Source organism: Cryobacterium sp. MDB2-A-1, assembly GCF_004402675.1.
Classification (GTDB): Bacteria; Actinomycetota; Actinomycetes; order Actinomycetales; family Microbacteriaceae; genus Cryobacterium; species Cryobacterium glucosi.
The window spans coordinates 125,299-150,980 of the sequence record NZ_SOFK01000020.1 but is presented as its reverse complement, the minus strand read 5'-3'; the positions used below and the strand labels follow the sequence as shown (position 1 = coordinate 150,980).

At 68.6% G+C, this 25,682-nt stretch carries 15 protein-coding genes; 7 read left to right on the top strand and 8 right to left on the bottom strand.

The window, feature by feature from the left end:
* Window positions 1–822: ice-binding family protein (locus E3O39_RS04920; RefSeq protein WP_134542311.1), on the bottom strand; the 822-nt coding region annotated here is incomplete at its 3' end.
* Between the two features lie 206 nt (window positions 823–1,028).
* A complete protein-coding gene (locus E3O39_RS04915; RefSeq protein ID WP_134446254.1) occupies window positions 1,029–2,108 on the bottom strand; it encodes a M23 family metallopeptidase in 1,080 nt (359 codons plus the stop codon).
* A gap of 94 nt (window positions 2,109–2,202) precedes the next feature.
* Here E3O39_RS04915 and E3O39_RS04910 point away from each other — a divergent pair, with 94 nt between their 5' ends.
* The 5 genes from E3O39_RS04910 to E3O39_RS04890 all read left to right on the top strand — a co-directional run bounded on the left by E3O39_RS04910 (window position 2,203) and on the right by E3O39_RS04890 (window position 15,353).
* On the top strand, window positions 2,203–2,646 hold the full coding sequence (locus E3O39_RS04910; protein ID WP_134446255.1) for a hypothetical protein: 444 nt from the start codon (window positions 2,203–2,205) through the stop codon (window positions 2,644–2,646).
* A 433-nt stretch (window positions 2,647–3,079) separates the two neighbouring features.
* On the top strand, window positions 3,080–9,586 hold the full coding sequence (locus E3O39_RS04905; protein WP_134446256.1) for an SdrD B-like domain-containing protein: 6,507 nt from the start codon (window positions 3,080–3,082) through the stop codon (window positions 9,584–9,586).
* Window positions 9,576–10,973: a multicopper oxidase domain-containing protein gene (locus E3O39_RS04900; RefSeq protein ID WP_166787246.1), complete on the top strand. Its 1,398-nt coding sequence runs from the start codon at window positions 9,576–9,578 to the stop codon at window positions 10,971–10,973. Before E3O39_RS04905 ends, E3O39_RS04900 begins: the two co-directional genes overlap by 11 nt.
* 5 nt (window positions 10,974–10,978) lie before the next feature.
* Window positions 10,979–12,343, top strand: coding sequence for a multicopper oxidase domain-containing protein (locus E3O39_RS04895; RefSeq protein ID WP_134446258.1), 1,365 nt, complete (start codon window positions 10,979–10,981; stop codon window positions 12,341–12,343).
* A 37-nt stretch (window positions 12,344–12,380) separates the two neighbouring features.
* Window positions 12,381–15,353 carry a multicopper oxidase family protein gene (locus tag E3O39_RS04890; RefSeq protein ID WP_166787247.1) on the top strand — a complete coding sequence of 991 codons (2,973 nt, stop codon included), beginning with the start codon at window positions 12,381–12,383 and terminating at the stop codon, window positions 15,351–15,353.
* A gap of 29 nt (window positions 15,354–15,382) precedes the next feature.
* Here E3O39_RS04890 and E3O39_RS04885 read toward each other — a convergent pair whose 3' ends face one another.
* From E3O39_RS04885 to hutH, 3 genes are all read right to left on the bottom strand, one after another.
* Window positions 15,383–16,729 carry a sensor histidine kinase gene (locus E3O39_RS04885; protein ID WP_134446260.1) on the bottom strand — a complete coding sequence of 449 codons (1,347 nt, stop codon included), beginning with the start codon at window positions 16,727–16,729 and terminating at the stop codon, window positions 15,383–15,385.
* Window positions 16,730–16,743: 14 nt separating this feature from the next.
* A complete protein-coding gene (locus tag E3O39_RS04880) occupies window positions 16,744–17,391 on the bottom strand; it encodes a response regulator transcription factor (protein WP_134446261.1) in 648 nt (215 codons plus the stop codon).
* Window positions 17,392–17,529: 138 nt separating this feature from the next.
* A complete protein-coding gene (hutH, locus tag E3O39_RS04875; RefSeq protein WP_241984975.1) occupies window positions 17,530–19,083 on the bottom strand; it encodes a histidine ammonia-lyase in 1,554 nt (517 codons plus the stop codon).
* Window positions 19,084–19,256: 173 nt separating this feature from the next.
* Between hutH and E3O39_RS04870 the strand changes: the two genes are divergently transcribed.
* Window positions 19,257–20,039 (top strand): IclR family transcriptional regulator, encoded by a 783-nt coding sequence (locus E3O39_RS04870; protein ID WP_134446263.1) that lies wholly within the window; start codon window positions 19,257–19,259, stop codon window positions 20,037–20,039.
* A gap of 8 nt (window positions 20,040–20,047) precedes the next feature.
* On the opposite strand, the gene E3O39_RS04865 is transcribed toward E3O39_RS04870, so the two are convergent.
* From E3O39_RS04865 to E3O39_RS04855, 3 genes are all read right to left on the bottom strand, one after another.
* A complete protein-coding gene (locus tag E3O39_RS04865) occupies window positions 20,048–20,422 on the bottom strand; it encodes a hypothetical protein (protein WP_134446264.1) in 375 nt (124 codons plus the stop codon).
* Window positions 20,423–20,600: 178 nt separating this feature from the next.
* Window positions 20,601–21,812 carry a lytic transglycosylase domain-containing protein gene (locus tag E3O39_RS04860; protein ID WP_134446265.1) on the bottom strand — a complete coding sequence of 404 codons (1,212 nt, stop codon included), beginning with the start codon at window positions 21,810–21,812 and terminating at the stop codon, window positions 20,601–20,603.
* Window positions 21,813–21,969: 157 nt separating this feature from the next.
* The gene (locus E3O39_RS04855; RefSeq protein WP_134446266.1) at window positions 21,970–23,094 is read right to left on the bottom strand and encodes an aromatic acid exporter family protein; all 1,125 of its coding nucleotides are present in this window, start codon (window positions 23,092–23,094) and stop codon (window positions 21,970–21,972) included.
* 317 nt (window positions 23,095–23,411) lie between these two features.
* Here E3O39_RS04855 and E3O39_RS04850 point away from each other — a divergent pair, with 317 nt between their 5' ends.
* Complete coding sequence (locus E3O39_RS04850; protein WP_134446267.1) at window positions 23,412–25,661, top strand: DEAD/DEAH box helicase; 2,250 nt, start codon at window positions 23,412–23,414, stop codon at window positions 25,659–25,661.
* The last annotated feature ends 21 nt before the right edge of the window (window positions 25,662–25,682 follow it).

The following is a 25,682-nucleotide window of genomic DNA, read 5'->3' as shown; positions in this document are numbered from 1 at the left end:
TGCGGCCTCGGCGGCGGCCTGCGCCGCTGCGGCGGCCGCCGCGGTCTGCGCCGCCGTCGGCGTGCTCGCGACGATCGCGGTCCGCGCCGCGCAGTCGCTGGGCCGGGTGATCACGTTGGAATCCAGGGTGACGGCGCCGGTGCTCGCGAGAAGTCGGCCTGCGACCGTGGCGCCGGTCTCGGCGGTGATCGACGTCTGGGCGAGAATCGTGCCGGCGAAGACGGATCCGCTGCCGAGCGTCGCCGAGCTGCCGACCTGCCAGAAGACGTTGCACGCGTTCGCGCCGCCGGAGAAGGCGACGGTGCTCGATGACGCAGTGATCAGCGTGCTCGCGGCCTGGAAGATGAAGACCGAGCTTGCACTTCCGGCCAGGGTGACTGTGCCGCTGAGGGAGAGCGCGCCGCCGGCGTAGACGCCGGGGGCGAGGGTCTGGCCGGCGAGGTCGATGAGGTTGGAGACGTCGGGCACCCGACTGGCCGCATCGTTGAAGGCAGTGGTCAGGTCGGCCTGGGCGAGCTCGGACTGGGCGTCGGTGGCGTGGACCACGCCGTTGTCGATCGTGACCGGGGCGATCCCCGTGACGGAGGTTCCCGGGCTGAGGCCGAGGTCACCGTTCGTGATCGTGGTCGCGCCCGTGTTGGTGACCGTCGTGTGTCCGAGCACTCCGAAGCTGTCCAGGGTGCCGAGGCCGATGACGGCCTGGACCGAGCCGGCAGCGTGCGCTGCCCCGGCCCCGCCGGCCGCGAGCAGAAGGCCGAGGGTGAAGGCGGCACCCGTCACGAGCACCCGCCGGGGAGATGATTTCAGGTTGCGCAGGTGCATGGGGCCCCCAGGAAAAGGAAGCCACTGCCCTATCCTGCTGTGCAGGTGCGCGGGAGGGCGGGAGGGCCATTCCCTCCCGTCTACTTCCGGTTTCACCCTAAGGGAAACCCCCAGATGTTGTATACAACTTTTCTTTAAGGTCAGGTGATTCCCGGCCAGGCGCGCAGAGGTCGAGTGGTCTGGCGGCGGTCGTGATTGCGAGCGATTCAGGTGCCGAGGTTCACGCCACGGAGGGCCAGGAACGGGACGGCGTCGACGGCGGTCCCGTCGATCCTGACCTCGAAGTGCAGGTGGCAGCCGGTCGAGGCGCCTGTGCTCCCGACCCCGGCGATCACCTGGCCGGCAACGACGTGCTCACCGACGCTGACCAGGGTCTCCCCTGGGGCGATGTGCGCATAGCCGGTCGAGATGCCATTCCCGTGGTCGATCAGGATCCAGTTGCCGTAGGTGCCCAGTACGCCGGCGGCCTCGACGACTCCGTCGGTCGCCGCATAGATGGCCGCGTCGCACCCGGCGCCGATGTCCGTCCCCCGGTGGAAGTCACCGACCCCGGCAACCGGGTGCACGAGACGCGGGCCGAACGCATCGGTAATGCGCCCTGCGGCTGGTCTGGTCCAGCCCTGTTCGCTGAGACGCCCGGTGTCCGCGACGGGCACAGTTGCCGGGAACGGCTGGACCTCGCTCGCCGCCGTGGCTGCCGGAGCTGACCGGGCAAGGTCGGCGAGGGCGGTGGATGCAGCGGTGACGTCGTCCTGCGCCGCCACGACCGCCGCGCGGGCGGCGGAAACGGGGACCGCGGCGATGACGGCCTGAGCGGCGGCATCCTGCTTCTCGAGCGCCTGCTCCCGTTCGACGTCCGCGGCGACGCGACTGCGCACGTCGTCGAGATTCGCGGTCAGCCTGGACAGGGTATCCAGTGTGCCGAGCTGAAACAGCAGGTCATGGTCTGCCCTGTCGTCGAGCAGCACGTCGAGGGTGCTGTTGCCGGATTGTTGCATCAGGCCGCGAACGAGCGTAGCCAGCACCCGGCGGGACGCGTCGGCGGTGGCTCCTGCGCGTTCCCTGAGCGCATGCACGAGGTCGGCCCGACTGACAGCGGCCTCGTAGTCGGCGTGGGCTGAGGCGTCGGCAAGCTTCGCCGCACCCAGCCTGGTTTCCGCAGCGCGCAGGCGGGACTGGGCGGCCGCGACTGCGGCGGCGCGGCGGGCGGAGGCTTGTTCCGTCAGTGCCCTCGCGGCGTCGGCGGCGCGGGCGGCAGCGACTGCCTGTCGTGCGGCCGCCGTCACGGAGGGTGCCGGCGGGCCGAAAGCCTGCTGGGGTTCCGGCGCGACCAGCGCCCGGGCCGACGGGGACGCCGGCGGGGTAGACGACAGTGTCGGCGTGGGTTCCGGGGTCGCCGTCGCCGTCGGGAGAGGACTGGGCGTTGGTTCCGGGGTCTCCGTCGGTGTCGGTGTCGGTGTCGACGTCGGAAGAGGAGCGGGCGTTGGTTCGGGCGTCGGCGTCGGCGTCGGCGTCGGTGCCGGCGTAGGAGCGGGCGAGGGTTCCGGCGTCGCCGTCGGCGCGGGCTCTGGCGACGGTGCCAGAGTGGGCGTGGGTTCAGGCGTCGCCGTCGGTGGTGCCGTCGCCGTCGCGGGTGTTGGATCGGGCGAGGGCGAGGGCGAGGGCGAGGGTATCGGATCCGGCGTGAGGGCGGTCGTTGCAACCGGAACCGGCTGGTCCACGGGCTGCGCGGCGTCCGCCCGTGCCGGCGTCGGCATCCCCGTGATCACGAGCACGACGATCGCGATCGTCGCGAGCGAAGGCGCCAGTCGGGAGGCCGGGTGAGTTTCCGCACGGCGGCTGATCCGACGGACACCTCGTGGTGCACTCATGAGCCTCCGCAAGCCAGCTTCGGGTGATGGGCGGGCAGATCGACCGGGTCGATGCCCGGCCATCGTGACACGGACCGGCCCGGGCAACAAGCGCGGCACGGGGGTTTGCCACGCCGGACTCCGGGGAGGATGGGCTCCCATCGTGACCACCGCACCCTGGGCCGACAAGCCTCACGCGGGGGGTGCCCGACCACCCAATTCAGGGGGCAGGGGTGCTCGCCCCCCAATTTTGGGGAGACGAGCATCCCTCAGGTGCGGCTTGGTCGCCAGGTCGCGTCCGACCAGCATGGAGCCTTCCAGACGTTGGAGGTCACCATGGAATCGACGAGAGACTTGTCCGGGTTCACGCCGCCGAGGCCGCGACGACGAGCAGCCTGACGCTGAACGTGATCAGCGCACGCACGGAGCCTCGCGCCTTCTCGGGTGCGGGAGTCGCCAAGGGTGCCGCCATCCCGAACTTCACCTACATGATCAACGAGGACAACACCGGTTCGACCGTCCAGCGGACGCCGGCGCTCGGTTCCGGCTGCAACACCCTCGACGCCGGGTATCCGGGCTCCTGCGAGTGGACGTCGATCAGGGAGACTCCGCACACCACGAGCCCGATCGTGCGCCAGGGCGACCAGGCCGACTTCGCCAGCGGCCTGGCCCTGCCGAACGGGCGTTACCTGATCTCTGTGCTCTCCGACGGCTACAAGATCGACGGCGCGCACTTCACCGTTCCGCTCGCCGACCCGGGTCTCGTCACCGTCGAACTGCAGCCGACGCCCCTTCCCGACTCGACGCTCCGGGCGCAGATCTTCCAGGACAGCGCGACGACCAACGGGACCCTCGACCAGGGCGAGCCGGGCCTGGCCGGCTTCACCGGCCACATCGCCGACACCCTCGGCGAGGTGCAGACCGACGTCTATGGCAACCCCCTGTGCACCGTGTACCAGGGTGAGGACCCGATCAGCCACGTGATCCCCTTGGCCAGCCTCGACGCGGGCATGCTCCCCGTGCCGATCGCGGGGTCAGGCGGCCACTGCGTCAGCGATGCCGACGGCATCCTGACCATGCCCCACCTGGGAAGCAACCGCTACGCGCTCACCGCCTCGGCCCCGCCCAACCAGACCTGGATCCAGACCACGACCCTTGAAGGAAACCACGACTTCGACGCCTGGGTGATGGAGGGCAGCACCGGATACGACACCGAGGCCCTGCTGGCCGGCGAACCCGTACCCGGGCCGATCTTCGGATTCGTGAAGCCCACGAACACCCTGACCGCCGGCTCGGGCCACATCACTGGCGCGGTCGTCAACGTCAAGCAGTACAGCCCGCCCAAGGGCGGCGACTTCAACCACTGGCTCGGTCTGACCGGGAGCAAGATGGGCAAGCCGATCGTCAACCCGTGGCTCTCGCTCAGCGACCTGCAGGCCGGAGACCAGGCAGTCTGGGTGGGTCACGGCGGCACGGACGGCACCTTCGACATCTCGGGCGTGCCCGACGGCAACTACAGCCTGAGCTGGTGGGACGAGCCGCAGAACCACTTCCTCGACTCGGTCAATGTGACCGTGAAGAACGGTGAGACGGTGAAGATGGGCAATCTGCCGGACAGCGGCTGGTGGACCGAATACGACGGGTACGTCTTCAACGACACCAACCGCAACGGCGTGAAAGACCCGGGCGAGACCGGCATGCCCAACTTCACGCTGACCATGCGCAAGCAGGACAACTCGCTGATGGACAGAGGGACGAACCTCGTCACCACCGACAGCACCGGCTACTACCACTTCGAGAGCGCATACCCCCTCAGCGAGTGGACCGTCATGGAGAACTTCAACAACTCCTTCTACACGACCGGTGTCACCTACCAGTCAGACAACCAGCCGACCCCGACCACGGTGAAGGGCGCCGGCGTCGACGTCAGCGTGCTCAGTATCATCGGCCTCAGCGGCACGATGGACTGGGGAGTTCACTCCTACGATTCGACAGGCGCCAACGGCATCGACCCCCGCAACGGCGGCATCGTCGGCTCGGTCAGCTACGACACGACCCGCAATGAGCTCGACCCGCAATATGCCGCATCAGAGGACTGGCAGCCGGGTGTCTCCGACGTGCCCGTTGAGCTCTGGTCCACGGTCGACTGCGGCACGACGACCGCACCGTGTGGTGGCACGAACGACGCGTTCGAGCTCGCGCCGGACGGGTCGTTGGCCAAGGGGAAGCTGCTGAACACCTACCTCTCCGAACACTGGAGCCGCCCGACCGGATGCGTAGCCCGGGATGTCGACGGCAAGCCTCTCGTTCACGCCGCAGACAACTCCGTGGCCTTCGACGAGAACGTGCTCGCGCCGAACCAGGAGACATCGGGAGAGTGCATCTCAAGCTTCATCCAGGGCGTTCAGTTCGGGCCGTACCCGACCGACCAGGGCACATCGGCGGCCAACTTCGGTGCGGCCGTTGACGGCAACTACGGCTTCGCCGACGCCTGCACAGGCACGTTGATCGCCACAGATCCGGCCAACCCCGTGTGCGACGGCGGAACCTTCCAGCCGCTCGGAAGCGGCGATTACCTGGTCAAGATCGCTATCCCGCAGGATGCCACCGGCGACCCCCTGTACAAGGTGACCAGTGAGACGGACATCAACATCGGCAACGGCGATCAGATCGTTCCGCAGGTGCCGCCGCCGGCATGCGCAGGAACGCTCCACACCGTCGACCTCGCGGGCAGCAAGACGGACAACTACCCCGCAGTGGTCGGCGACGGCACCAACGGGGTCCCCGTCGGGGTCACCGTGCCGGCCTCGACAGCAGTCTCGAACCCCACATTCCTGGGGATCGGCGGGTCACCCTACGAAGGCGCGGCCAAGCCGACCTGCGACACCAAACTGGTGCGGGTCAACAACGGCAAGTCGGTCGTGCCCATGTTCAACATCTTCACGGATGTCCCCGTCCCGGCCCGTCTGCGCGGCCTGATCGTGGACGACATCAACTTCTCCACCGACCCGCGGTCCACGCTCTTCGGGGAGAAGACGGGCGTGGCCTTCGCACCGGTCGGGATCTATGACTTCGCCAACCGGCTGGTCACGACCGTCGAATCCGATTTCAACGGCGCGTACGATGTGCTGCTGCCCTCGACGAACCACATCAGCTGCCCGACCCCCTCGGGTGTCTGCGCCAACATGTACCGCTTCGTAGGCAACGACCCCGGTATCCCCGGGCATCTGAACGCAAACTACAACCCCCGATATCGCTCGATCGCGACCGAGTTCGAGGCATTCCCGGGCGTGACCATTCCGACTGACCTCGCCCCGACCCAGGTCGGCGTGTACGTCGGGTCACCGACCACCGGGGTCAACACGGCGGTGACCTGCGCCCTCGACGCCGCCACACCACAGCTGCTGAGCGTGTCGCAACCGTACGTGGCCGCAACAGGCAGCCGCTCCTTCACCATCGCCGGGACCGGCTTCGGCGCGGCCCAGGGCACGGGCCACGTCAATCTGGGCACGACAACGCTCGACATCACCGCGTGGAGCGACACGTCGATCACAGCCAGCGTGCCGGTCGCGGCCCCGGTCGGGGCGCAGCAGCTCACGATCACATCGGGCAACGGGCAAAGCACCATCAACGGGCTCAGCTTCCATGTGCTCGGAACGGGCTACAACCCTGCCGTTCGAGAGGTCGGCCCCGGCCGCACCCACGCAACGATCCAGGCCGCACTGGACGCCGCGTTCGCCAACAACGGCGATGACCTGGTCATCGTGTACCCGGCAACGCCCACAGCGGCCAACCCCCGCGGCGCATACTACGAGAACCTGGTCGTCGCCTCTCCGGTCAAGCTGCAGGGCGTCGGGTCCGGCGGCTTCCAGGGCACCACCTTCGTACCGGGATCGATCATCGACGCCGGCGCGTTCGGCGGAGACACCGCCCTCGCAACGGCCTGGTTCACCAAGGTCGGCGGCCTGACCTGGGACGGCAACCAGGCGGTGAACGACGGCGAAGCGATCTACGTGCTGGCGTCGGCGAACGCCACAACGGCACCCGGTGCAGCACGCCAGTTCACCAGCGGATTCACGGCAGCCATCGATGGCTTCGACATCCGCGGCGGCGACCAGGTGGGCTTCCCCGGCAACATCGACGCCCTCACCGGCGGGCCGACCGGCCTGCCGCCGAACATCACGACGCAGGGCGGAGCCATCTTCGCCAACGCGTACGTGCGCTCCCTCCAGATCACCAACAACGTCGTGCAGAACAATGGCGGCGGTTACGGGACCATCCGGATCGGAACGCCGGACCTGGCCGCGCCGAACACGAGCAACCACAACGAGAACGTGCGGATCGCCAACAACCGCGTCATTGCCAACGCGGGCACCAACCTGGCGGGCGGCATCGGCCTCTTCGCAGGGTCCGACGGCTATGAGGTCTCCGGCAACGACATCTGCGGCAACTTCTCGCTGGAGTACGGCGGCGGGCTGAGCGCATACGGCCTGAGCCCCGGCGGCAAGATCCACCACAACCGCATCTACTTCAACTCGTCCAACGACGAGGGTGGAGCGATCATGATCGCCGGGCAACTGCCGGCGACAGTCGGTGCGCTCTCGCCCGGTTCCGGTCCCGTGGACATCTACGCCAACCAGATCCAGGCCAACATGGCCAATGACGACGGTGGCGGCATCCGTTTCCTGATGGCCGGCAACTTCCCGATGAATGTCTACAACAACATGATCGTCAACAACGTGTCCACCCACGAGGGCGGCGGCGTCGGCATCAACGACGCCCCGAACGTGCGGGTCTACAACAACACGATCATGAAGAACCTGACGACGGCCACAGCGGTGACCTCGGACGGCCAACCGGCCCCTGCCGGTCTGGCGACCTCGGCCAACAGCGATCAGCTGCAGGCCACACTGCCGGCCGGCTCGCCGACCTTCAGCAACCCGGTGTCGTTCAACAACATCTTCTGGGACAACCGGGCCGGCACCCGGGCAGGCACAACGGTCTCCGGCATCGGCCTGGCCGGCGCAGCCGACATCAACAACTGGGATCTCGGTGTGGCCGACGGTACCGGGGTGCTTGCGCCGACCAACTCGGTCGTCCAGCAGAGCGCGGCGTCCCACGCGTACACGACCAGCTCGAGCAACAGCTCTGTCGATCCGGCCGTGGCGTCGACCTATGACGTCTCGGTTTCCTTCGCCACCTGGCGTCAGAACCCTGCGTTCGTGGACGCCACTCTCGTCACCCTGGAAGCGCCCCCGAACCTGCTCGGCAACTACCACCTGGGCGCCTGCCCCGGCTCACCCGCCTGCAACCTCGGCGCGGCAAGCACAGCAGGCGTGAACGCGCCGGCCACGGACTTCGACAACCAGGCCCGGCCGGCACTGGGCGGCTTCGACAGCGGCGCGGACGAGTTCGGCGCGACGACTACGCCTCCGCCTGCCTCGGACCTGTACTTCTCGACAGCAGGAAACACCAACCCGCCCGGCGTGTCCGGGACCGCAGACGATGCCGACATCCACGTCTGGAACGGCACCGCGTTCAGCCGGTCGATCGATCTGTCTGCAGCGCCGTACAACGTCCCGAGCAGTGCTGACACGGATGGTTTCTCCCGAGTGGATGCCACCCACTTCTATGCCTCGTTCTCCGGGAATGTCACCCTGCCCGGGATCGGCAGCGTATCCGACGAAGACGTCGTGTACTTCGACGGCACCTCATGGTCGTTGTGGTTCGACGGCAGCGCGCACGGGCTCGTGGGCGGCATCGACATGGGCGCGATCAGTGTCGTCGGGAACACGCTGTACTTCACGACGAACAACGCGGCCGTGCCTCCGGGCGCGGGCGGCACCGGCGACAATGCCGACGTCTACCGCTGGAACGGTGGCAGCTCCTTCGTGCGTGTCCTGGATGCCACGGCGTCGCCGACCAACCTGCCGAACAGCGGGTCGGCCACCGGCGCGACCAACCCCAACGTCGACGGCCTCATCTGGCGGGACGCCACCCACTTCTACCTGTCGTTCAGTAACACGACCACCACGGTTCCGGGTGTCGGCGCGGTGGACGACGAGGACGTGGTCTACTTCGACGGCGCCTGGTCGATCTACTTCAACGGCGGCGCACACGGTCTGGACACGTCGGCCAACCTCGATCTGGACGCGATCTCGTTCGCCGGCGGCGCGCTGCCGCCGGCAGCACCGCCGGCCGGCCAGTCGCTGTTCTTCTCGACGCAAGGGAACAGCAACCCGCCCGGCGTCGGTGGCACCGCGGACGACGCGGACATCTACCGCTGGACCGGCAGCACCTTCGGTCGGGTCCATGACGTGACCGCCGCACCATACGGCTTGCCGACCGGTGCCAATGTCGACGGCTACGACCGGGTCGACGACACCCACTTCTATCTCTCCTTCACCGGCCAGGTCACCGTGCCCGGTATCGGGAACGTGCAGGACGAGGACGTCGTCTACTTCAACGCGGGCACCTGGTCGCTTTACTTCGACGGCAGTGTCCACGGTCTGGGCGGCAACGACAACCTGGACCTCGACGCGATCAGCGTCGTCGGCGGAATCCTGTACTTCTCCACGGTGGGCAACTCGAACCCGCCCGGTGTGGGAGGTTCTGCAGACAACGGCGACATCTACAGCTGGAACGGCACCGCATACAGCAGGGTGATCGACAGGAGCACGGCGCCATACAACCTGCCGACCAACGCCGACATCGATGGCTTCGTGCGGGTCGACGCCACCCACTTCTACATGTCGTTCAGCGCCGGCAACACGACCGTCCCGACGCTGGGGGCGGTTCAGGACGAAGACGTCGTGTATTACAACAACGGAGTCTGGTCGGTCTACTTCGACGGCACCGCGCAGGGCCTCGGCGGCAACGGCGACTTCAATGTGGATGCCTTCGATGTCCCCTGACCCGATCGACAACGCACACCGCAATGGCACCTCCGATCCCAAGGGAGACACGGGAATGATCTTCAAACAGCCTTTCAGCCGACGCGACCTCCTCAAGTTCGCCGGCGGCGCGGTGGCCATCGTCGGGACCGGCGTCTGGGCGGGCAATATCCTGCTTCCCGAGGCCGCGAGTGCGGCCATCGGGGATCCCGATCTCTACCTGGCCGGGACGGACGGGTGGATCTTCCTCCCGAAGACCCCGGCCATCCCACCGTTCCACCCCGACGTGCTCGCGCCGGATCCGTTCACGACCTACATTTTCGGGTTCCGCAACGTCACGGGCCTGGGCGACACCCAGTTGACGAACCAGAAGAACAAGGCCCAGCACTCCGCTCCGATGTTCTGGACGAAGCAATTCGACCCTGCCCACCCGGTCGATTTCACCGTGCAACTGACGAACCTGGGCCTGGCGTTGCGGCCGGACCTGTTCGACGCCCACACCCTGCACTGGCACGGGTTCCGCAACGTGATCCCGTTCTTCGACGGTGAACCGTCCGGGTCGGTGGCCGTGAGGACCGGACGTGTCTTCTCCTACGTGTACCGGCCCCGCGAGCCGGGGACCTACATGTTCCACTGCCACGTCGAGGATGTCGAGCACGTCCAGATGGGCATGACCGGTCTGGTGTTCGTCCGTCCCCTGCAGGACGGCCAGAACATCGGTGGCCACACCCAGTTCTACAACGACGGTGACGGCTCGACCGGCTTCGACCGCGAGTTTGCGATGTTCCTGTCGGAGGTGTGGGCCGAGGCGCACTGGGCGGATGCTCATATCCAGCTGCCGCAGTGGAGCGATTACCGGGCCGACTTCGGCCTCCTCAACGGGCGGGTCTACCCGGACACCATCGCCCCCAATGCCCCGATCGATGCGGCGGCATCCATTCACGCTCTTGCAGTGCAGACCGACCCCGTTTCCGGCGACCTGGTCGCCCCCGTTGGGCATCCCGAGCTGCAATACCAGCCGCAGTCTTCGCTGGTGAACTGCAATGCCGGAGAGACGGTCGCGCTCCGGTTCGCGAACCTCGGATTCCGGGAGCAAGCGATGACCCTGGCCGGGATCCGGATGCGCGTGGTCGGCCGCGATGCCACCCCGATGCGTGGACGCGACGGCACCGACACGTCCTATGAGACCGAGACGATCAACATCGGCCCCGGTGAGAGCTTCGATGTGGTCTTCATCGCACCGGGGCACACGGGGCCGGGTTTCGACACGTACATGCTCTACAACCGCAACTACCCCGCGACGAACAACCTGGCCCCGGGCGGAATGGGTGGCCAGGCCACCGAGATCCGCGTGTACGCTCCCGGCGGCCTCCGCGCGCAGGCCTATCCGAACGACTTGGGAGTCTGAGAGCCATGATGAAAGGGAATGCCGTGCTGCCTGCGAAGATTCGCGCCCGCAGTGTGCGCCGGGCGGCGCTGCTGCTCGCCCTGACCCTGGTCGGGGCCACGATGGCCACGTTCACCCAGCCGGCGATCGCCGTGACCCCACCACGGGTCGGTATCGCCTGCACCACCGGGGTCGGGGGAGGTGCCACCACCCCGATCTTCAACCTGACGACCAGGACCGGATACATCAGCCTGCCCGACGGAAACACCGCCTTCATGTGGGGGTACTCCAGTGGGTTCGGCGCGTTCCAACACCCGGGTCCTGTGCTGTGCGTCAACGCCGGCGACACGGTCACCGTGATCTTGCGCAACACCCTGCCGGAGGCCGCCTCGATCGCCTTTCCGGGCCAGACGAATGTCCTGGCCAACGGGACCCCGGCGCAACCGGAGTCCACAGGCTCAAGCGCGATCACCTCGCTGACCACCACGGCCGCGGCCGGAGGCGGGACCGTCACATACAGCTTCGTGGCCGCCAACCCGGGCACCTTCGTGTACGAGTCGGGGACCAACCCCGAGAAACAGGTCCGGATGGGCCTGTTCGGGGCCCTGATCGTGCGCCCGTCGGCCGTTCCATCGGGTGGAGCGGCCGGCTCGGTCGCGAGCGAGTACGCCAACAACCGGGCGGACAGCCGCTTCAATCCCGCCGAGGAATTCATGGTGCTCCTGAGCGAGATCGACCCCTACCAGCACCAGGCGGTCGAGAACGGCAAGAGCTTCAACATGAACAACTACCACCCGCGGTATTGGCTGATCAATGGGCGCGGTTACCCGGACAGCATCGCCGACAACGGGGCCAGCTGGCTTCCGGCGCAACCGTACGGTGCGCTCGCGCAGGTGGGTGAATTCGACCGCACGGCAGTCCCGGTCGACCAGCCCGGGATGGCCCGCTACCTGAACGTGGGCACCGAAGACTATCCGTTCCACCCGCACGGCAACAACGGCCTCGTCGTGGCCAGGGATGGCCGCCCGCTGGAGGGCCCGACGGGGGAGGACCTCGCCTTCGAGAAGTTCGCCATCAACATCGGCCCTGGGCAGACCTGGGACGTGATCTTCAAGTGGTACGACGCCGAGAATTACTCCCCGTCCAACCCGGTCCCCGTGACGGTTCCGTCGCTGGCCGACCAATCGATCGGCGTCTTCTACAGCGGAAGTCCCTACCTCGGGACCAAGGAGGCCCTGCCACCCGGCATCCAGAGCGTGAACCAGTGCGGCGAGTACTACATCATCTCCCACAACCACGCCCTGTTCCAGATCACGTCGTGGGGCACGAACATGACCGGACCGATCACTTACATGCGCATCGATCCGCCGACGCCCAACAGCTGCGGTTGACCAGGAAGGGTGAAGAACCATGTCTCACCGGAAGAGCATGAATAAAACCGTCTCCGCTCTCGTGACCGGGCTGGTGGCGGGAGGAGGGCTGGCCGTACTGGTGGCGCTCCTCGCGCCGGCAACGGCGGCACAGGCCGCAGCCGCGCCCTGCACCGCGCCGGGTGACCTGTACGCGGCCTCGGGATCCACGACCCTGGGGACCCAGAGCGTCACCGTCTGGGGCTACAGCGCCACCGCCGGTTCCAGCGCGAGCCGGCCCGGCGGGCCGACACTGTGCGTCAACGCCGGCGACACGGTCACCGTCACGCTGCACAACCAGCTGACGGAGAGCACGGCCCTGCTCTTCCAAGGGCAGCAAATGGTGCCGGACCGCGTTGGTGCCGCACCAGGGGCGTCCACCTCGTACACCTTCACGGCCAGCCGTCCTGGCACGTACCTCTATGAGGCCGGACTGGTTCCGAACGGCCAGCACCAGGTGGCGATGGGTCTCTATGGCGCGCTGATCGTCCGTCCCGCGACACCGGGTCAGGCATACGACGCGACCACCGCGTTCGACGACGAGGCAGTCCTGGTCCTCAGTGAGATCGACCCGGCACTCAACAACGCCGCCAACCCGGCGGCCTTCGACATGCGCAAGTACGCTCCCCGGTACTCCCTGATCAACGGGAAGGCCTACCCGAACACCGACCCGATCCCGGCGACAGCCGCGGGCAACAAAGTCCTGCTCCGGTACGTCAATGCGGGCAGCCTGTACCACTCACTGGCCTCACTGGGCACAGACCAGAAGGTCATCGCCCTGGACGGCAGTCCCCTGAAGTACTCACGTCACTACATTGCGGAGACCTTCGGTCCCGGCCAGACGGCGGACGCCGTCGTCACGACCCCTGCCGCGACTGCCTCGCTGAACCGGTTGCCGATCTACGACGGCAGCCTGCTGCTGCACAACAGCAACGCGGCCGGCGCCGGCGGGATGCTCACCTTTGTGACGGTCCCCGCGAGCGGTGTGGCGGGGCCGGACACCAGCGGACCGGCCACCAGCTCTGTCGCTTTCGCGGCAGGCACCCTGAGCGCCACCGTCAATGACACCACCACCGGTGGGTCGAGCATCGCGGGGGCCGAATACTTCATCGACACCGTGACCGGCACGGGCCTCCCGATGACGGGCAGTGGGGCCGGCAGCGTGAACGTCACCGCCTCGGTGTCCATTCCCTCCGGCCAGCACATCGTCTACGTGAGAGGCCAGGACTCCGTCGGCAACCGGGGGTTCTTCAGCTCGGTACTGGTCACCGGCGGCGACGCCACCGGACCGACCACGAAGTCCCCGTCACTGGCACCCAGTCTCACGAACGGGGCAGGGGCTGCCGTCATCGCCGTCCACGCCACCGGGGACGACACCGCGACAGGCGGCTCGAACATCACTGCGGCCGAGTACTTCATCGATGCCGTCGGACCCAATGGTTCGGGACCGGCGCTGGCGGTCAACACTGCCGCACCGACCGCCAGCCTGGACGCCACCATCCCTGCGGCGACCGTGAACGCGCTCGCCGAAGGCACCCACGTCGTCTCGGTCCACAGCCAGGACGCAGCGGGCAACTGGGGCGCGCCGGTCACCATCAGCCTGGTGGTCGACAAGACCGCGCCCACCACCTCGGGCGTCTCGGTAGCGCCGACACCCAACAACGGCACGCTCGCGTTCAACGGCAGCCCTTCGGCCATCCGGGTGACCGTGGCGACCATGGCCGATCCGATCGCGGCCACCGTGAACAGCACCATCAGCTCAGCCGAGGCATTCCTCGACACGGTCACCGCCAATGGCTCAGGCATCGTGGTCAGGGCAACGGACGCCGTGTACAACAGTCCTTCCGAGGCCGGCTACTTCGAGATCCCACTGGCAACCATCGCCCTGCTCGCAGACGGCAACCACACCATTTCGGTGCATGCGAAGGATGCGGCGGGTAACTGGGGTGCGGTGGCGACGACGACCCTGGTGATCGATAAGGTCAAGCCTGCGGTGAGTGCGGTCACGGTGACACCGAACCCGACCGGGGGTGCCGCTTCGGTGACCCTGACGGCGCAGGCGACGGATGCCGGCACGGGTGTCACGCGTGCCGAGTGGTTCACCGGTGCCGATCCTGGTGCCGGCAATGGGACAGCGATGACGGTCACCGGGACGGGCCCGTGGACCGTGTCTTCGACCATCGATGCGCGAGGGTTCAGCGAGGGTGCCCGCACCCTGACGGTGCGGGTGCGGGATGCTGCCGGGAACTGGAGTGTGACCGCGTCGGCGGTGCTCCAGGTGCAGGCGGCACTGTCGTTCTCCACGCTGGGCAACACGAACCCGGCCGGGGTGGGCGGCACGGCCGATGACGCGGACATCTATTCCTGGAGCGGTACCGCGTTCAGCAGGGTGATCGACGCGAGTATCGCGCCGTACAACCTGCCGGGCGCTGCCAACGTTGATGGTTTCGACCGGGTCAGTCCTACCCAGTTCTATGTGTCGTTCGCGGACCCGGTGAACGTGCCGGGGATCGGCGTTGTGCAGGACGAGGACGTCGTCTTCTTCAACGGCACTTCCTGGTCGCTGTTCTTCGCGGGCAGTGCGCATGGCCTGGGCGGTAACAACAACCTGGACGTGGACGCGATCAGCGTCGTCGGTTCCACGTTGTACTTCTCCACACTGGGTAACTCGAACCCGCCCGGTGTGGGTGGTACCGCCGATGATGCCGATATCTATTCCTGGAACGGGACCGCGTACAGCCGGGTGATCGATGCGAGCGCCGCACCGTACGGCCTGCCGGCCGCCGCGAACGTGGACGGGTTCGTGCGCGTGGATGCCACCCACTTCTACCTGTCCTTCAGCGCTGACACGACGACCGTGCCGGTTCTGGGGGCGGTCCAGGACGAGGACGTCATCTACTACAACGCGGGCACCTGGTCGGTCTACTTCGATGGCACCGCCCACGGCCTCACCACCGCCAACCAGGACCTGGACGCCTTCGATGTCCCGTAGCGGAGAGGCCGTGCGGGGGCCGGTTCTGGTCAGGCCCGGCGAATCCGCACCAGGACGGTGGTTCCCTCTCCGACGGCGGACGTGATGGAGAGGGACCCTTCCGTCATCTGCACCGTGTCGCGCATGATCCGCAGTCCCAGGTGCCCACCGGGGGCCGCCGCCGCCGGGTCGAAGCCACGACCGTTGTCCCGGATCGACAGGCTCGTCGTCACAGCGTCCCCGGTGATGACGAGGTCGACGACGGAGGCGCGGGAATGCTTGACGACGTTGGCGAGGGCCTCCCTGGCGACGCGGTACAGCACGGCGATCCGGTCCTTGTCTGACGGGACATCCGGCGACAACTCGGAGTGCACGACAATGCCGGTATCGGCCACGTGGTCAAGAAGGCGTCGGAGCGCCTCGTTGAGGCCGAGGCGCTCCAGGTCCGGCGGATACAGTTCGGTGGTGATGGCGCGCAGGGTACGCAGGTTGCGCAGGAGGATCCCGCGGGCCTGCCCGGTGAGTGCGCGCCGCTCATTCGCACCATGCCTCTCTTCGGCTTCCAGGGCGTACGACAGGCCCGCGAGGTCCTGGATCACTTCGTCGTGGAGCTCCCGGGCGATTCTTCGTCTTTCGAAGTCGGACGCGACGATGGCGTGTTGCACGAGGCGCCGTCTCGACGTCTGGCCGGCCTGGATCCGGCGGGCAAGTCCGATCGCCGGGATCAGCTGAGCCAGTTGCAGCACGACGAGCGAGACCACGAGCACCGGGAGCACGTCCAGCATCAGCCGGGATTGGGCGTCCTGAACGGCCTCATCGTCAAAATACGCCTCGAAGATGACCGGCCATCCCGCGGCATCCGTTGCGCGGACGTTGATCTCGACCAGCTCGCCTGCCGCCGCCTCGTTCACGGTGTCCAGGCCGTTCGGCTGGCCGAGCCAGGCGTGTTCCCGCCCCCCGGAGAGGAGGTCGGGGCTCCACGCCGGGAGGGGATACGTGTCGCCGATCAGGTCAGCGCTGTCCGAATACAGGATCTTCCCGTCGCCGCTCCAGATCTTGACCCGCACCAGGGAGCCGTCTGCCATCCACGGCCTGAGCCCGGCATCCACACGACTGATCGCCGATGCGTCTCCGGCCAGGACGTCTCTGTCCAGGAGCGGGCCCACCGTGAAATCGGCGAGTTGATGAGTGCGCAGGATGGCTTCGGCGAGGGCACGATGCTCGGCCTGGCCGTGGATCCAGGCGTACACCGGAATCAGGACGGCCCCGAGCGTGATCACACCGATGGCGAGGAAACGCAGGACGGCGCTCCGCACCTCCGATGAATCAGCGGCCCCACCCCGGTCGCGGAGCCATCCCCGGTCGCGTGCGTCGCGGCGATGACGGATCTTAGCCATCGTCGCATGCTGGACTACGCATGCTCCCGCACCTCCAGGAGGCCCAGTTTCGTCGCGTTGACCACGGCCTGAAGCTGCGAGTGCGCGTCGAGCTTGGCGAGAATCGACTTCACATAGCCGCGGCAGGTGTTTTCGGAGATTCCGAGGATCTGGGCGTTGACCCGAACCTCAGTGCCCTCGGCCATCAGGGCGAGTACGTCCAGCTCGCGACGTGTGAGCGACGTTGACGGCTGTTCCAGGATCCGGGACTGCCGTTGGGTACTGAGCTGAACCATGAGGGAGGGGTGTAGCGAGAAGGAGCCGATCCGCGCGTGACGGATCGTGTCGACGAGCCCGGCGAGGGACCCATCCTTGGGGAGGAAGGCACACACGCCGAGTGCCGCCGCCTGCTCGATCACCTCCGGGCTGGGATCGCCGGTGAGCATCACAATCCGGGTCGACGGCCGCTGGGCGAGGATGAGTGCGACGGCGACGAGTCCGCTGCCGTCCGTCAGGTGGTAATCGAGGACGATGAGATCGGGCTGGAGCTCCCGGCTCAACTCGACGGCTCTTCGTGCGCTCTGGGCTGTCCCAACCGTGCAGAGATCCGGTTCCCGGTTGAGCGCGCCCGCGAGCAGCTCGGTGAACGTGGTGTGGTCGTCGGCGAGCAGGATGCGAATCATTGTTCCCCCGGGTCGGTCGCTGCCCTGTCGGGAACTGGACTACCTGCGTGATCAGGTGATCATCATGGCCTCACCTGGCCGGTTCGTCCACGTTGCGCGCTACCCCCGTTCGGGACGAACCGGGCGCCCGTCGAGCACTCAGGCCAGCGGCCCCGTGACGGATGCCGCGGCATCCGCGACCGCGCCCGTCGCGACGATCTGAACGACGGCTTCGATCTCGGGGGAGAGGAAGCGGTCGTGCCCCGGACCCTCGGCAACGGTGCGGACGAGGTCGCGCACGGCGCCGGTCGCGGCCCCCGGCATGAGCGGCGCGCGCAGGTCGAGCGACCGGGCGGCAGTCATGATCTCGATCGCGAGCACCCGCTCGAGACCGTCGAGGGAGCGGCGGAGCTTGCGGGCTGCGGCCCACCCCATCGAGACGTGGTCCTCCTGCATCGCAGAGGACGGGATCGAGTCGACAGAGGCCGGCACGGCGAGGCGCTTGAGCTCCGAGACGATCCCGGCGGCGGTGTACTGCGCGATCATCAGGCCGGAGTCGACGCCGACCTCGTGCGCGAGGAACGGCGGCAGGCCCTTGTTACGGTGCGCGTCGAGGTGACGGTCGGTGCGGCGCTCGCTCATGCTCGCGACGTCCGCGGCGGCGATCGCGAGGAAGTCGAGCACGTAGCCGACCGGGGCGCCGTGGAAGTTGCCGTTGGACATCACCCGGCCGTCGAGGGTGACCACCGGGTTGTCGACCGCGCTCGCGAGTTCGCGCCCGGCGATCAGGGCGGCGTGGTCTGCGGTGTCGCGGGCGGCGCCGTGCACCTGCGGGGAGCAGCGCAGCGAGTAGGCGTCCTGGACGGTGGGGTCCTCCGGGCCGGCGTGGAAGGCGAGCAGGGGGGAGCCCGCGAGGATCGCGCGGAGGTTGCCGGCGCTCGCGGCCTGGCCGAGCTGGGGCCGCAGCGCCTGCAGGTCGGCGGCGAAGGTCGCATCCGTGCCGAGCAGCGCCTCGACGCTCATCGCCGCGGCGATATCGGCGGTCGTGAGGAGTCGGCTCAGGTCGGTCAGGGCGAGGACGAGCATGCCGAGCATGCCGTCGGTGCCGTTGATCAGGGCGAGGCCTTCCTTCTCGGCGAGCACGACCGGGGTGATTCCGGCCGCGGCGAGGGCCTCCCCGCCGCCCATCAGTGTGCCGCTGGCGTCGCGCACCCGGCCCTCGCCCATCACCGCGAGGGCGCAGTGGGCGAGCGGGGCGAGGTCGCCCGAGCAACCGAGCGACCCGTATTCGTGCACGACCGGGGTGATGCCGGCGTTGAGCACGGCGGCATAGGCCTCGGCCGTCGCGGGGCGCACTCCGGTGCGTCCGGTCATCAGGGTCGAGAGCCGCAGCAGCATGAGCGAGCGCACGACCTCGCGTTCGACCTCCGGCCCGCTGCCGGCGGCGTGGGAGCGCACGAGGCTCGCCTGCAGCTGGGCGCGGCGGTCGCTCGTGATGAACGTCGACGCGAGCGCGCCGAAGCCGGTGGAGATGCCGTAGTGCGGATTCACGTCGCTCGCAAGCCCGTCGATGATGGCACGGGTTTCCGCAACGCCGGCGAGCGCGGCCGGATCGAGCACGATGCGCGCGTCGAGGCGGGCGACGGCGACGACGTCGGCGAACGAGACCGCGCCAGCTCCGACGGTGACCGTGGCTGTGGCTGTGGCTGTGATGCGTGTGGCGGTGGATGCTGCGGCCGGGTGGATGCCCGCGGTGACGGATTCTTCGGTGTGGCTCATGTTTCGATTGCACACCCTGCGCGGCCGCCAGGGGACACGGATACACTCGAATCTGTCCGGTATACCGGACATCTGGCGCACGAGACCGGCAGGAAAGGGGCAACCGGATGGTGGTCACACCGAAGGTCCCGGCCGCCCGGAACACCCTGCGGCTGCTCTCCCACCTTGCCGCCCAGCGAGGTCCGGCCCGGGCGAGCGCGATCGCGACGGCCCTCGACCTGCCGCGGTCGACGGTGTACCAGCTGCTCGCCGTGCTCGTCGAGCAGGGTTTCGTCGTGCACCTCCCCGAGGAACGCCGCTACGGCCTCGGCGTCGCGGCCTTCGAGCTCAGCACCGGATTCTCCCGCCAGCAGCCGCTGTCCCACCTCGGCCGCCCCCTCGTCGCGCAGCTCGTCGACCGGCTCGGCGAGAGCGCGCACCTCGTCGTGCTGCACGGCCGGGACGTGGTCTACCTCGTCGAGGAGCGCGCGCCGCGGCGGCCCTCCCTCGTCACGGATGTCGGCGTCCGCCTCCCGAGCCACCTCACCGCGAGCGGGCGCGCGCTCCTCGCCGCGCTGCCCGCGGCCCAGCTGCGTGCGCTGTATCCGGACAAGGCGGCCTTCGCGCGTCGGCAGGGGGAGGGGCCGGGGCGGGGGCCGCGGAGCTCGTCCGAGCTGCGTGCGCTGCTGGCGACGGTGCGTGCCGACGGCTTCGCCCGCGAGGACGGGGAGATCACGCCGGGGATGGCATCCGTCGCCGTCGCAGTGCGGGACCACGCGGGCTGGCCCGCCGCCGGGATCGCCGTGACCTTCCCCCGCGAGCGGATCGCCGAAGACCTGTGGCCCGCGCTGGCCGCCGAGCTCGCCGGCACCGCCGCGGAACTCTCCCGCCGCATCCACGGCCGTCCGTGACATCCGCCTCAGTGCGCGAACAGGGCGATCAGCAGGGCAACGTAGACGACGACGAAGACGGCCGGTGTCACGAACCGCACCACGTTCACCCACGGCGCCGCCGACAGGATGCGCAGGGTCACGGCTGACGTGCTTCCGACGGCTCGCAGGTCGGCGATGACAGCGAGGGCCTCATTGGCTGCGTTGATCTGCACGAGGGCACCGAGGATCCCGGAGGCCAGGAGCACACCGGCCGCCGCGACCCGCACGCTCGGTGCGGCTTCGGCCAGGCCCAGGGACAGGAAACCCACCAGTGCCGTGAGCAGGAAGGTCGGGGCGACCTGGGACACGATGACGTGCCAGCGGGTCTTGATCCAGAGGTTGACGAGCTCGGATTCGGTCATGCGGGGCTCCACTCCGGTCGCCGCGGACGGGCGACCTGCGTCCATTCTCGCGCGGCGCATGCACCCGCGGGCCCACCGGTCGCAACTGCGGCCGCTGCCGACAACTGTGGCCGGTGCACGGGCACCAGTTGTCCGCATCGGTCACTCCAGGGAGCCCGTAGCGCAGCGGATGCCCGGCTCAGTACCAGCCGACGCTGACCGAATGCGCCCAGGCGCCGCAGGGCGTTCCGTAGACGGCGGCGATGTAGCCGAGGCCCCAGTCGACCTGGGTCGCGGCGTTCGTGCGCCAGTCGGAGCCGGCGGACGCCATCTTGCTTCCCGGTAGCGACTGGGGGATGCCGTACGCCCCGGAGCTCGCGTTGTAGGCGTCGGCCCGCCAGCCGGACTCCTTGTTCCAGAGCGACACCAGGCAGGTGTACTCGTTGCCGCCCCAGCCGCGCGTGCTGACCGCGCCCGCCGCGTACGCCCGGGCCGCAGCCGGAGACGACACGGTTGCGGTCGGGGGAGCCGTGGTCGAGCCCGCGCCTGAGGAGCCGGAACCGGAGGATCCGCTCGACCCTGAGCCGCCCGACCCGCTCGCCGCCGCCGGTTGAGCGGCCGCCGCTGCCGCAGCGGCCTGGGCCGCCGCGCTCGCCGCAGCCGCCCGCGCGGCCTCTTCCTGTTGCTTCTGGTATGCCGCGGCCGCGGCGACGCCGGCCCGGTAGGAGCGCTCCGTCTCGGCCGTCGTGTTCTTCAGGCTCGCGAGCTGGGCGTCGAGCACGTCCGAGCGTGTGCGCTGCTCGGCGAGCTGCGCATCGGCGGCGCGCTGGGCCTCGGCCGCGGCCGCCGCACGATCCTTCGCCTCGACGGCGAGGCGGTCGCGTTCCGTCGACGCCACGGCGGCTTGTTCCTCGAGGCTCTGCACGAGATTGCGTTGCGCGAGCGCCCGGTCGCGGATGCCGGAGGTCAGTTCGCTCAGCCGGGTCGAGGTGCTGAGGGCCGACAGCAGGTCGCTCGCCTGGCCCGGAACCAGGAGCAGGGTGGCGACGGCGTCGCTCGCCCCGGAGCGGTACAGCTGCGCACCCAGAAGCCCGAGCTGGACATCCGCTGTCTGGGCCTTCTCGGTCGCGGTCGCGAGCTGGCGCGCGAGGTCCCCGGCGTGCGCAGCGGCCGCGCGTGATTCTGTGTCGGCGGTGGCGGATGCCGCGCTCGCGGTGATCGCCGCGTCTCCGAGCGTCGCGGCCTGGGTTTCGAGCCCGGTCAGCAGGGTGCCGATCCGGGTCACCTCCGCCTCGGTCGCAGCGGTCGAGGCGCGGGCGGCCTCGACGTCGGCCCAGCTCGGATAGTCGTCGGCCTGGGCGGGAATGGCGACGGTCACGGACGCACCGAGCAGCGCGATGACGGCCGCCATCACGCTCCATGCCCGCACTCGTGATCGCACCTGTCTCCGCCCGCCGTCTACCGAGTGTAGTTCGCGGTCCTTGGACTGTCCCGGCCGGATTCCCGGGCGGATTCCCGGGCGGCGACATCGGGAGGCCGGGTCCGGGCATCCGCCGGAACAGCCCGCATCAGGTCGCGGTCCGGGCCAGTCGAGGGCGGAGGGCGGCGAGGATCCGGGTCAGGTCCAGCGAAATCGCGGTCGCGGCGCCCATCGCCGTCGCGGGAGTGGCGTCGTGCCGGGTGTCCAACTCGGCCGTCAGCTGGGCCACGGCGGTCTCGGCCGTCTCGAATGCGCCAGAGTCCGTCAGGACGGCGTCTCCGTCCCGGCCGGACTCCCACTCGGTCAGCACTGCGGCGACCGCGAGCAGGGCCCGGGCGAGTGGCGGCCTGAGCTCTGGATGCAGTTCGAGGGCGATCGGAGCCCCCCAGGCGACCCCGGCGAGTACATCGGTGAGGTCGCGCACGTGGAACGTGACGGTCTCGAGCGCGGCGAGGTCGTCCCGGTCACTGGCCAGGTCGCGCCGGTGGATGCGGGCCCGAGGGTTGCCCTTGCGGCTGTCTTCCGCGTGGAACAGGGCATCGTGAACGTCGCGCACGAGTCTGATGAGTTCGTCGCCGCGGCTCGCCCAGTCGTCGCGTTCGGGCGGCCAGTTCTCGGTGAGGGCCTCGGCCAGGTCGGAGAGGTGGCCGGCGAGCCTGCCGCGGTAGTGCGACAACTGGCGGCCGACCGCGTCGAGGGTCAGGGGCGGCAGGATCAGGAGGTTCACGGCAAGGCCGATCACGATGCCCAGGGACACCTGCTCGAGGTAACCGATCGAGTACCCGTCCGCATTCGGTCCCCCGATGATGAGCACGAACAGGGCCGTCACCGGGATGTACTCCCGGTTCGCGCCGAACACCCCTGTCGCGGCGACGAGCGCGCCCACACCGACGGCCAGCGATATGGTCAGCACGTTCGGACCGCTCACGAGCAGCACCGCACCCGCGAGCACGATCGCGACGAAGAGGCCGCCGAGGGTCTGCAGTGAGTTTCGAACCGAACTCATCAGCGTCGGGTACATGCTGACGAGCGCTCCGAGCGGCGCGTAATAGGGATACTCGTTTGCGACCCCCGGCAGGTATCCGGCGACCGTCCACGCGATGGCCACGGCGAGGGCGGCCTTCGCCGCGGCCAGCAGCCGAGCCGCGGTCAGCTGCGATCCCACCCACCGGGGCGCGTGCCGCACGGTCCGCCGTACGCCCGATCGCGTCATCTCCGTCTCCTTCTGTCACGACACGGTACCTCCCGAACCGGTTCTTCTGCCGGTAGGCGACCGAACCCGGGGTGCCCGAAACTGGTCCGTGACTTTTGGGGGACTATCCGGTAACGTTGACAGGTCGGCTCTTGACACCGTGTGAATTTGTATGCGCGGATGGGTTTGTAAGTCAGGATGGGCCGGTTTCCCAGTAATCCGCTGGTGAAAAATCACTGTATGTGAACGGCCCCGGCCATAGACTGCCCGGGTTCTCAGGTTGCGATGCATGTGCGTCGTTGTTCTGCCATGTACCCAATACAACCCAGGAATTTTCTATGCCTACGAGCAACAATCCGGCTGTCAGCCGATCCAACAAGAACTTCGACCCGAAGTACGCCGCCAAGGGCGGACCCTCCCGCGGAGGATCCAACAACGGCAGCAAGAGCCCGGGCCACCGCGGCTACCAGGCCGATGCGGGCGCCCCCAAGAAGGCCCGCTGGAACGCCGGCGAACGCGCCGACCGCGCCGCAGGACGCCCCACCAACGACCGCCCGGCCTACGGTGACCGTCCGGCCCGCAGCAATGACCGTCCCGCCTATGGCGACCGTCCCGCCCGCGGCAACGACCGCCCGTCGTACAACAACGACCGTCCGTCGTACAACGGCGCCTCGCGCACCGATCGCCCGACGCACAGCAATACCGATCGCCCCACGTACAACGCCCGCTCTGAGCGTCCGTCGTACAACAGCGACCGTCCCCGCACCGACCGTCCGTCGTACAACAGCGACCGTCCGTCCTACGGCGACCGCGCCCCGCGCACCGACCGTCCGGCGTACAACAAGGACCGTCCCTCCTACGGTGACCGTCCGGCCCGCACGGATCGTCCGTCGTACAACAACGACCGTCCCCGCACGGACCGTCCGACCTATAACAACGACCGCCCGTCCTACGGTGACCGTCCGGCCCGCACGGACCGTCCGGCCTACAACAACGACCGTCCCCGTACCGACCGTCCGGCCTACAACAACGACCGCCCGTCCTACGGCGACCGTGCAGCCCGCACCGAGCGTCCCTCCTACGGTGACCGTCCGGCCCGCACTGAGCGTCCCTCGTACGGTGACCGTCCCGAGCGTTCGCACTCCGACCGCCCGTCCTACGGCGACCGTCCGGCCCGCACTGAGCGTCCCTCCTACGGCGACCGCCCCGACCGTGCGGCTCGCACCGAGCGTTCCGACCGTCCCTCATACGGCGACCGCCCGGACCGTTCGCACTCCGACCGCAGCAACCGTTCCGCGCACGACGACGGCGGCCACTCCAGCAACTTCTACCCGAGCCGCGACACCAAGGCGCACTTCGCCGCCGGTGACGACGTCGTCCTCGAGCGCCTCGAAGCCATCGCGACGACGGCTGCCGAAGTTGTCGGCGTGACCTTCGGCGACCTGGGCCTGGGCGAGAACATCGTCCGCGAGCTCGGCGCCCTCGGTGCCGCCAGCCCGTTCCCGATCCAGGCCGCGACCATCCCGGACGTGCTCGCCGGGCGCGACGTGCTCGGCCGTGGCAAGACCGGCTCCGGCAAGACGATCGCCTTCGGCGCTCCCCTCGTGGAGAAGCTGATGGAGAACAACGGCGCCAAGGACCGCAAGATGGCCCGCAAGCCCCGCGCGCTCATCCTGGCCCCGACCCGCGAGCTCGCGCTGCAGATCGACCGTACCGTGCAGCCCATCGCCCGCAGCGTCGGCCTCTTCACCACCCAGATCTACGGCGGCGTTCCGCAGTACCGCCAGGTCAGCGCCCTCCAGCGCGGCGTGGACATCATCATCGGCACCGCCGGCCGCATCGAGGACCTCATCGAACAGGGTCGCCTCGACCTCAGCGAGGTCGTCGTCACCGTCCTCGACGAAGCCGACTACATGTGCGACCTGGGCTTCCTCGAGCCCGTCCAGCGCATCCTGCGCCAGACCAAGAAGGGCGGCCAGAAGCTGCTCTTCTCGGCAACCCTCGACAAGGGCGTCGCCTCGCTCGTCAAGGAGTTCCTGACGAACCCGGCCGTCCACGAGGTCGCCGGTGAAGACCAGGCCTCCTCCACGATCGACCACAAGGTCCTCGTCATCGAGCACCGCGACAAGAGCGCCATCATCGGCCAGCTCGTCGACCGCCAGGGCAAGACGCTGATCTTCTCCCGCACCCGTGCGTACGCCGAGCAGCTCGCCGAGCAGCTCGAAGACGCCGGCGTGAAGGCGACGAGCCTGCACGGCGACCTGAACCAGGCCCGCCGTACCCGCAACCTGCAGATGCTGACCAGCGGTCGCGTCAACGTGCTGGTGGCGACGGATGTCGCGGCCCGCGGCATCCACGTGGACGACATCGACCTGGTCATCCAGGCCGACGCCCCCGACGAGTACAAGACCTACCTGCACCGCTCCGGTCGTACCGGCCGTGCAGGCAAGTCCGGCACCGTCGTCACGCTGATCCCGAAGCAGCGTCGTCGCCGCATGGACGAGCTCCTCGAGCGCGCCGACATCGAAGCCAGCTTCATGAACGCCGCCCCCGGCGACGCAGCCGTCCGCGAGCTCGCCGGCCTGTAACACCCGCTCCACTCGCACCAC

Bases quoted from the DNA above. Each gene is read 5' to 3' on its own strand.
- E3O39_RS04900 (WP_166787246.1), top strand. From the start codon at position 9,576: ATGTCCCCTGACCCGATCGACAACGCACACCGCAATGGCACCTCCGAT.
- E3O39_RS04895 (WP_134446258.1), top strand. From the start codon at position 10,979: ATGATGAAAGGGAATGCCGTGCTGCCTGCGAAGATTCGCGCCCGCAGT.
- E3O39_RS04890 (WP_166787247.1), top strand. From the start codon at position 12,381: ATGAATAAAACCGTCTCCGCTCTCGTGACCGGGCTGGTGGCGGGAGGA.
- E3O39_RS04885 (WP_134446260.1), bottom strand. From the start codon at position 16,729: ATGGCTAAGATCCGTCATCGCCGCGACGCACGCGACCGGGGATGGCTC.
- E3O39_RS04880 (WP_134446261.1), bottom strand. From the start codon at position 17,391: ATGATTCGCATCCTGCTCGCCGACGACCACACCACGTTCACCGAGCTG.
- E3O39_RS04870 (WP_134446263.1), top strand. From the start codon at position 19,257: ATGGTGGTCACACCGAAGGTCCCGGCCGCCCGGAACACCCTGCGGCTG.
- E3O39_RS04865 (WP_134446264.1), bottom strand. From the start codon at position 20,422: ATGACCGAATCCGAGCTCGTCAACCTCTGGATCAAGACCCGCTGGCAC.
- E3O39_RS04860 (WP_134446265.1), bottom strand. From the start codon at position 21,812: ATGGCGGCCGTCATCGCGCTGCTCGGTGCGTCCGTGACCGTCGCCATT.
- E3O39_RS04855 (WP_134446266.1), bottom strand. From the start codon at position 23,094: ATGACGCGATCGGGCGTACGGCGGACCGTGCGGCACGCGCCCCGGTGG.
- E3O39_RS04850 (WP_134446267.1), top strand. From the start codon at position 23,412: ATGCCTACGAGCAACAATCCGGCTGTCAGCCGATCCAACAAGAACTTC.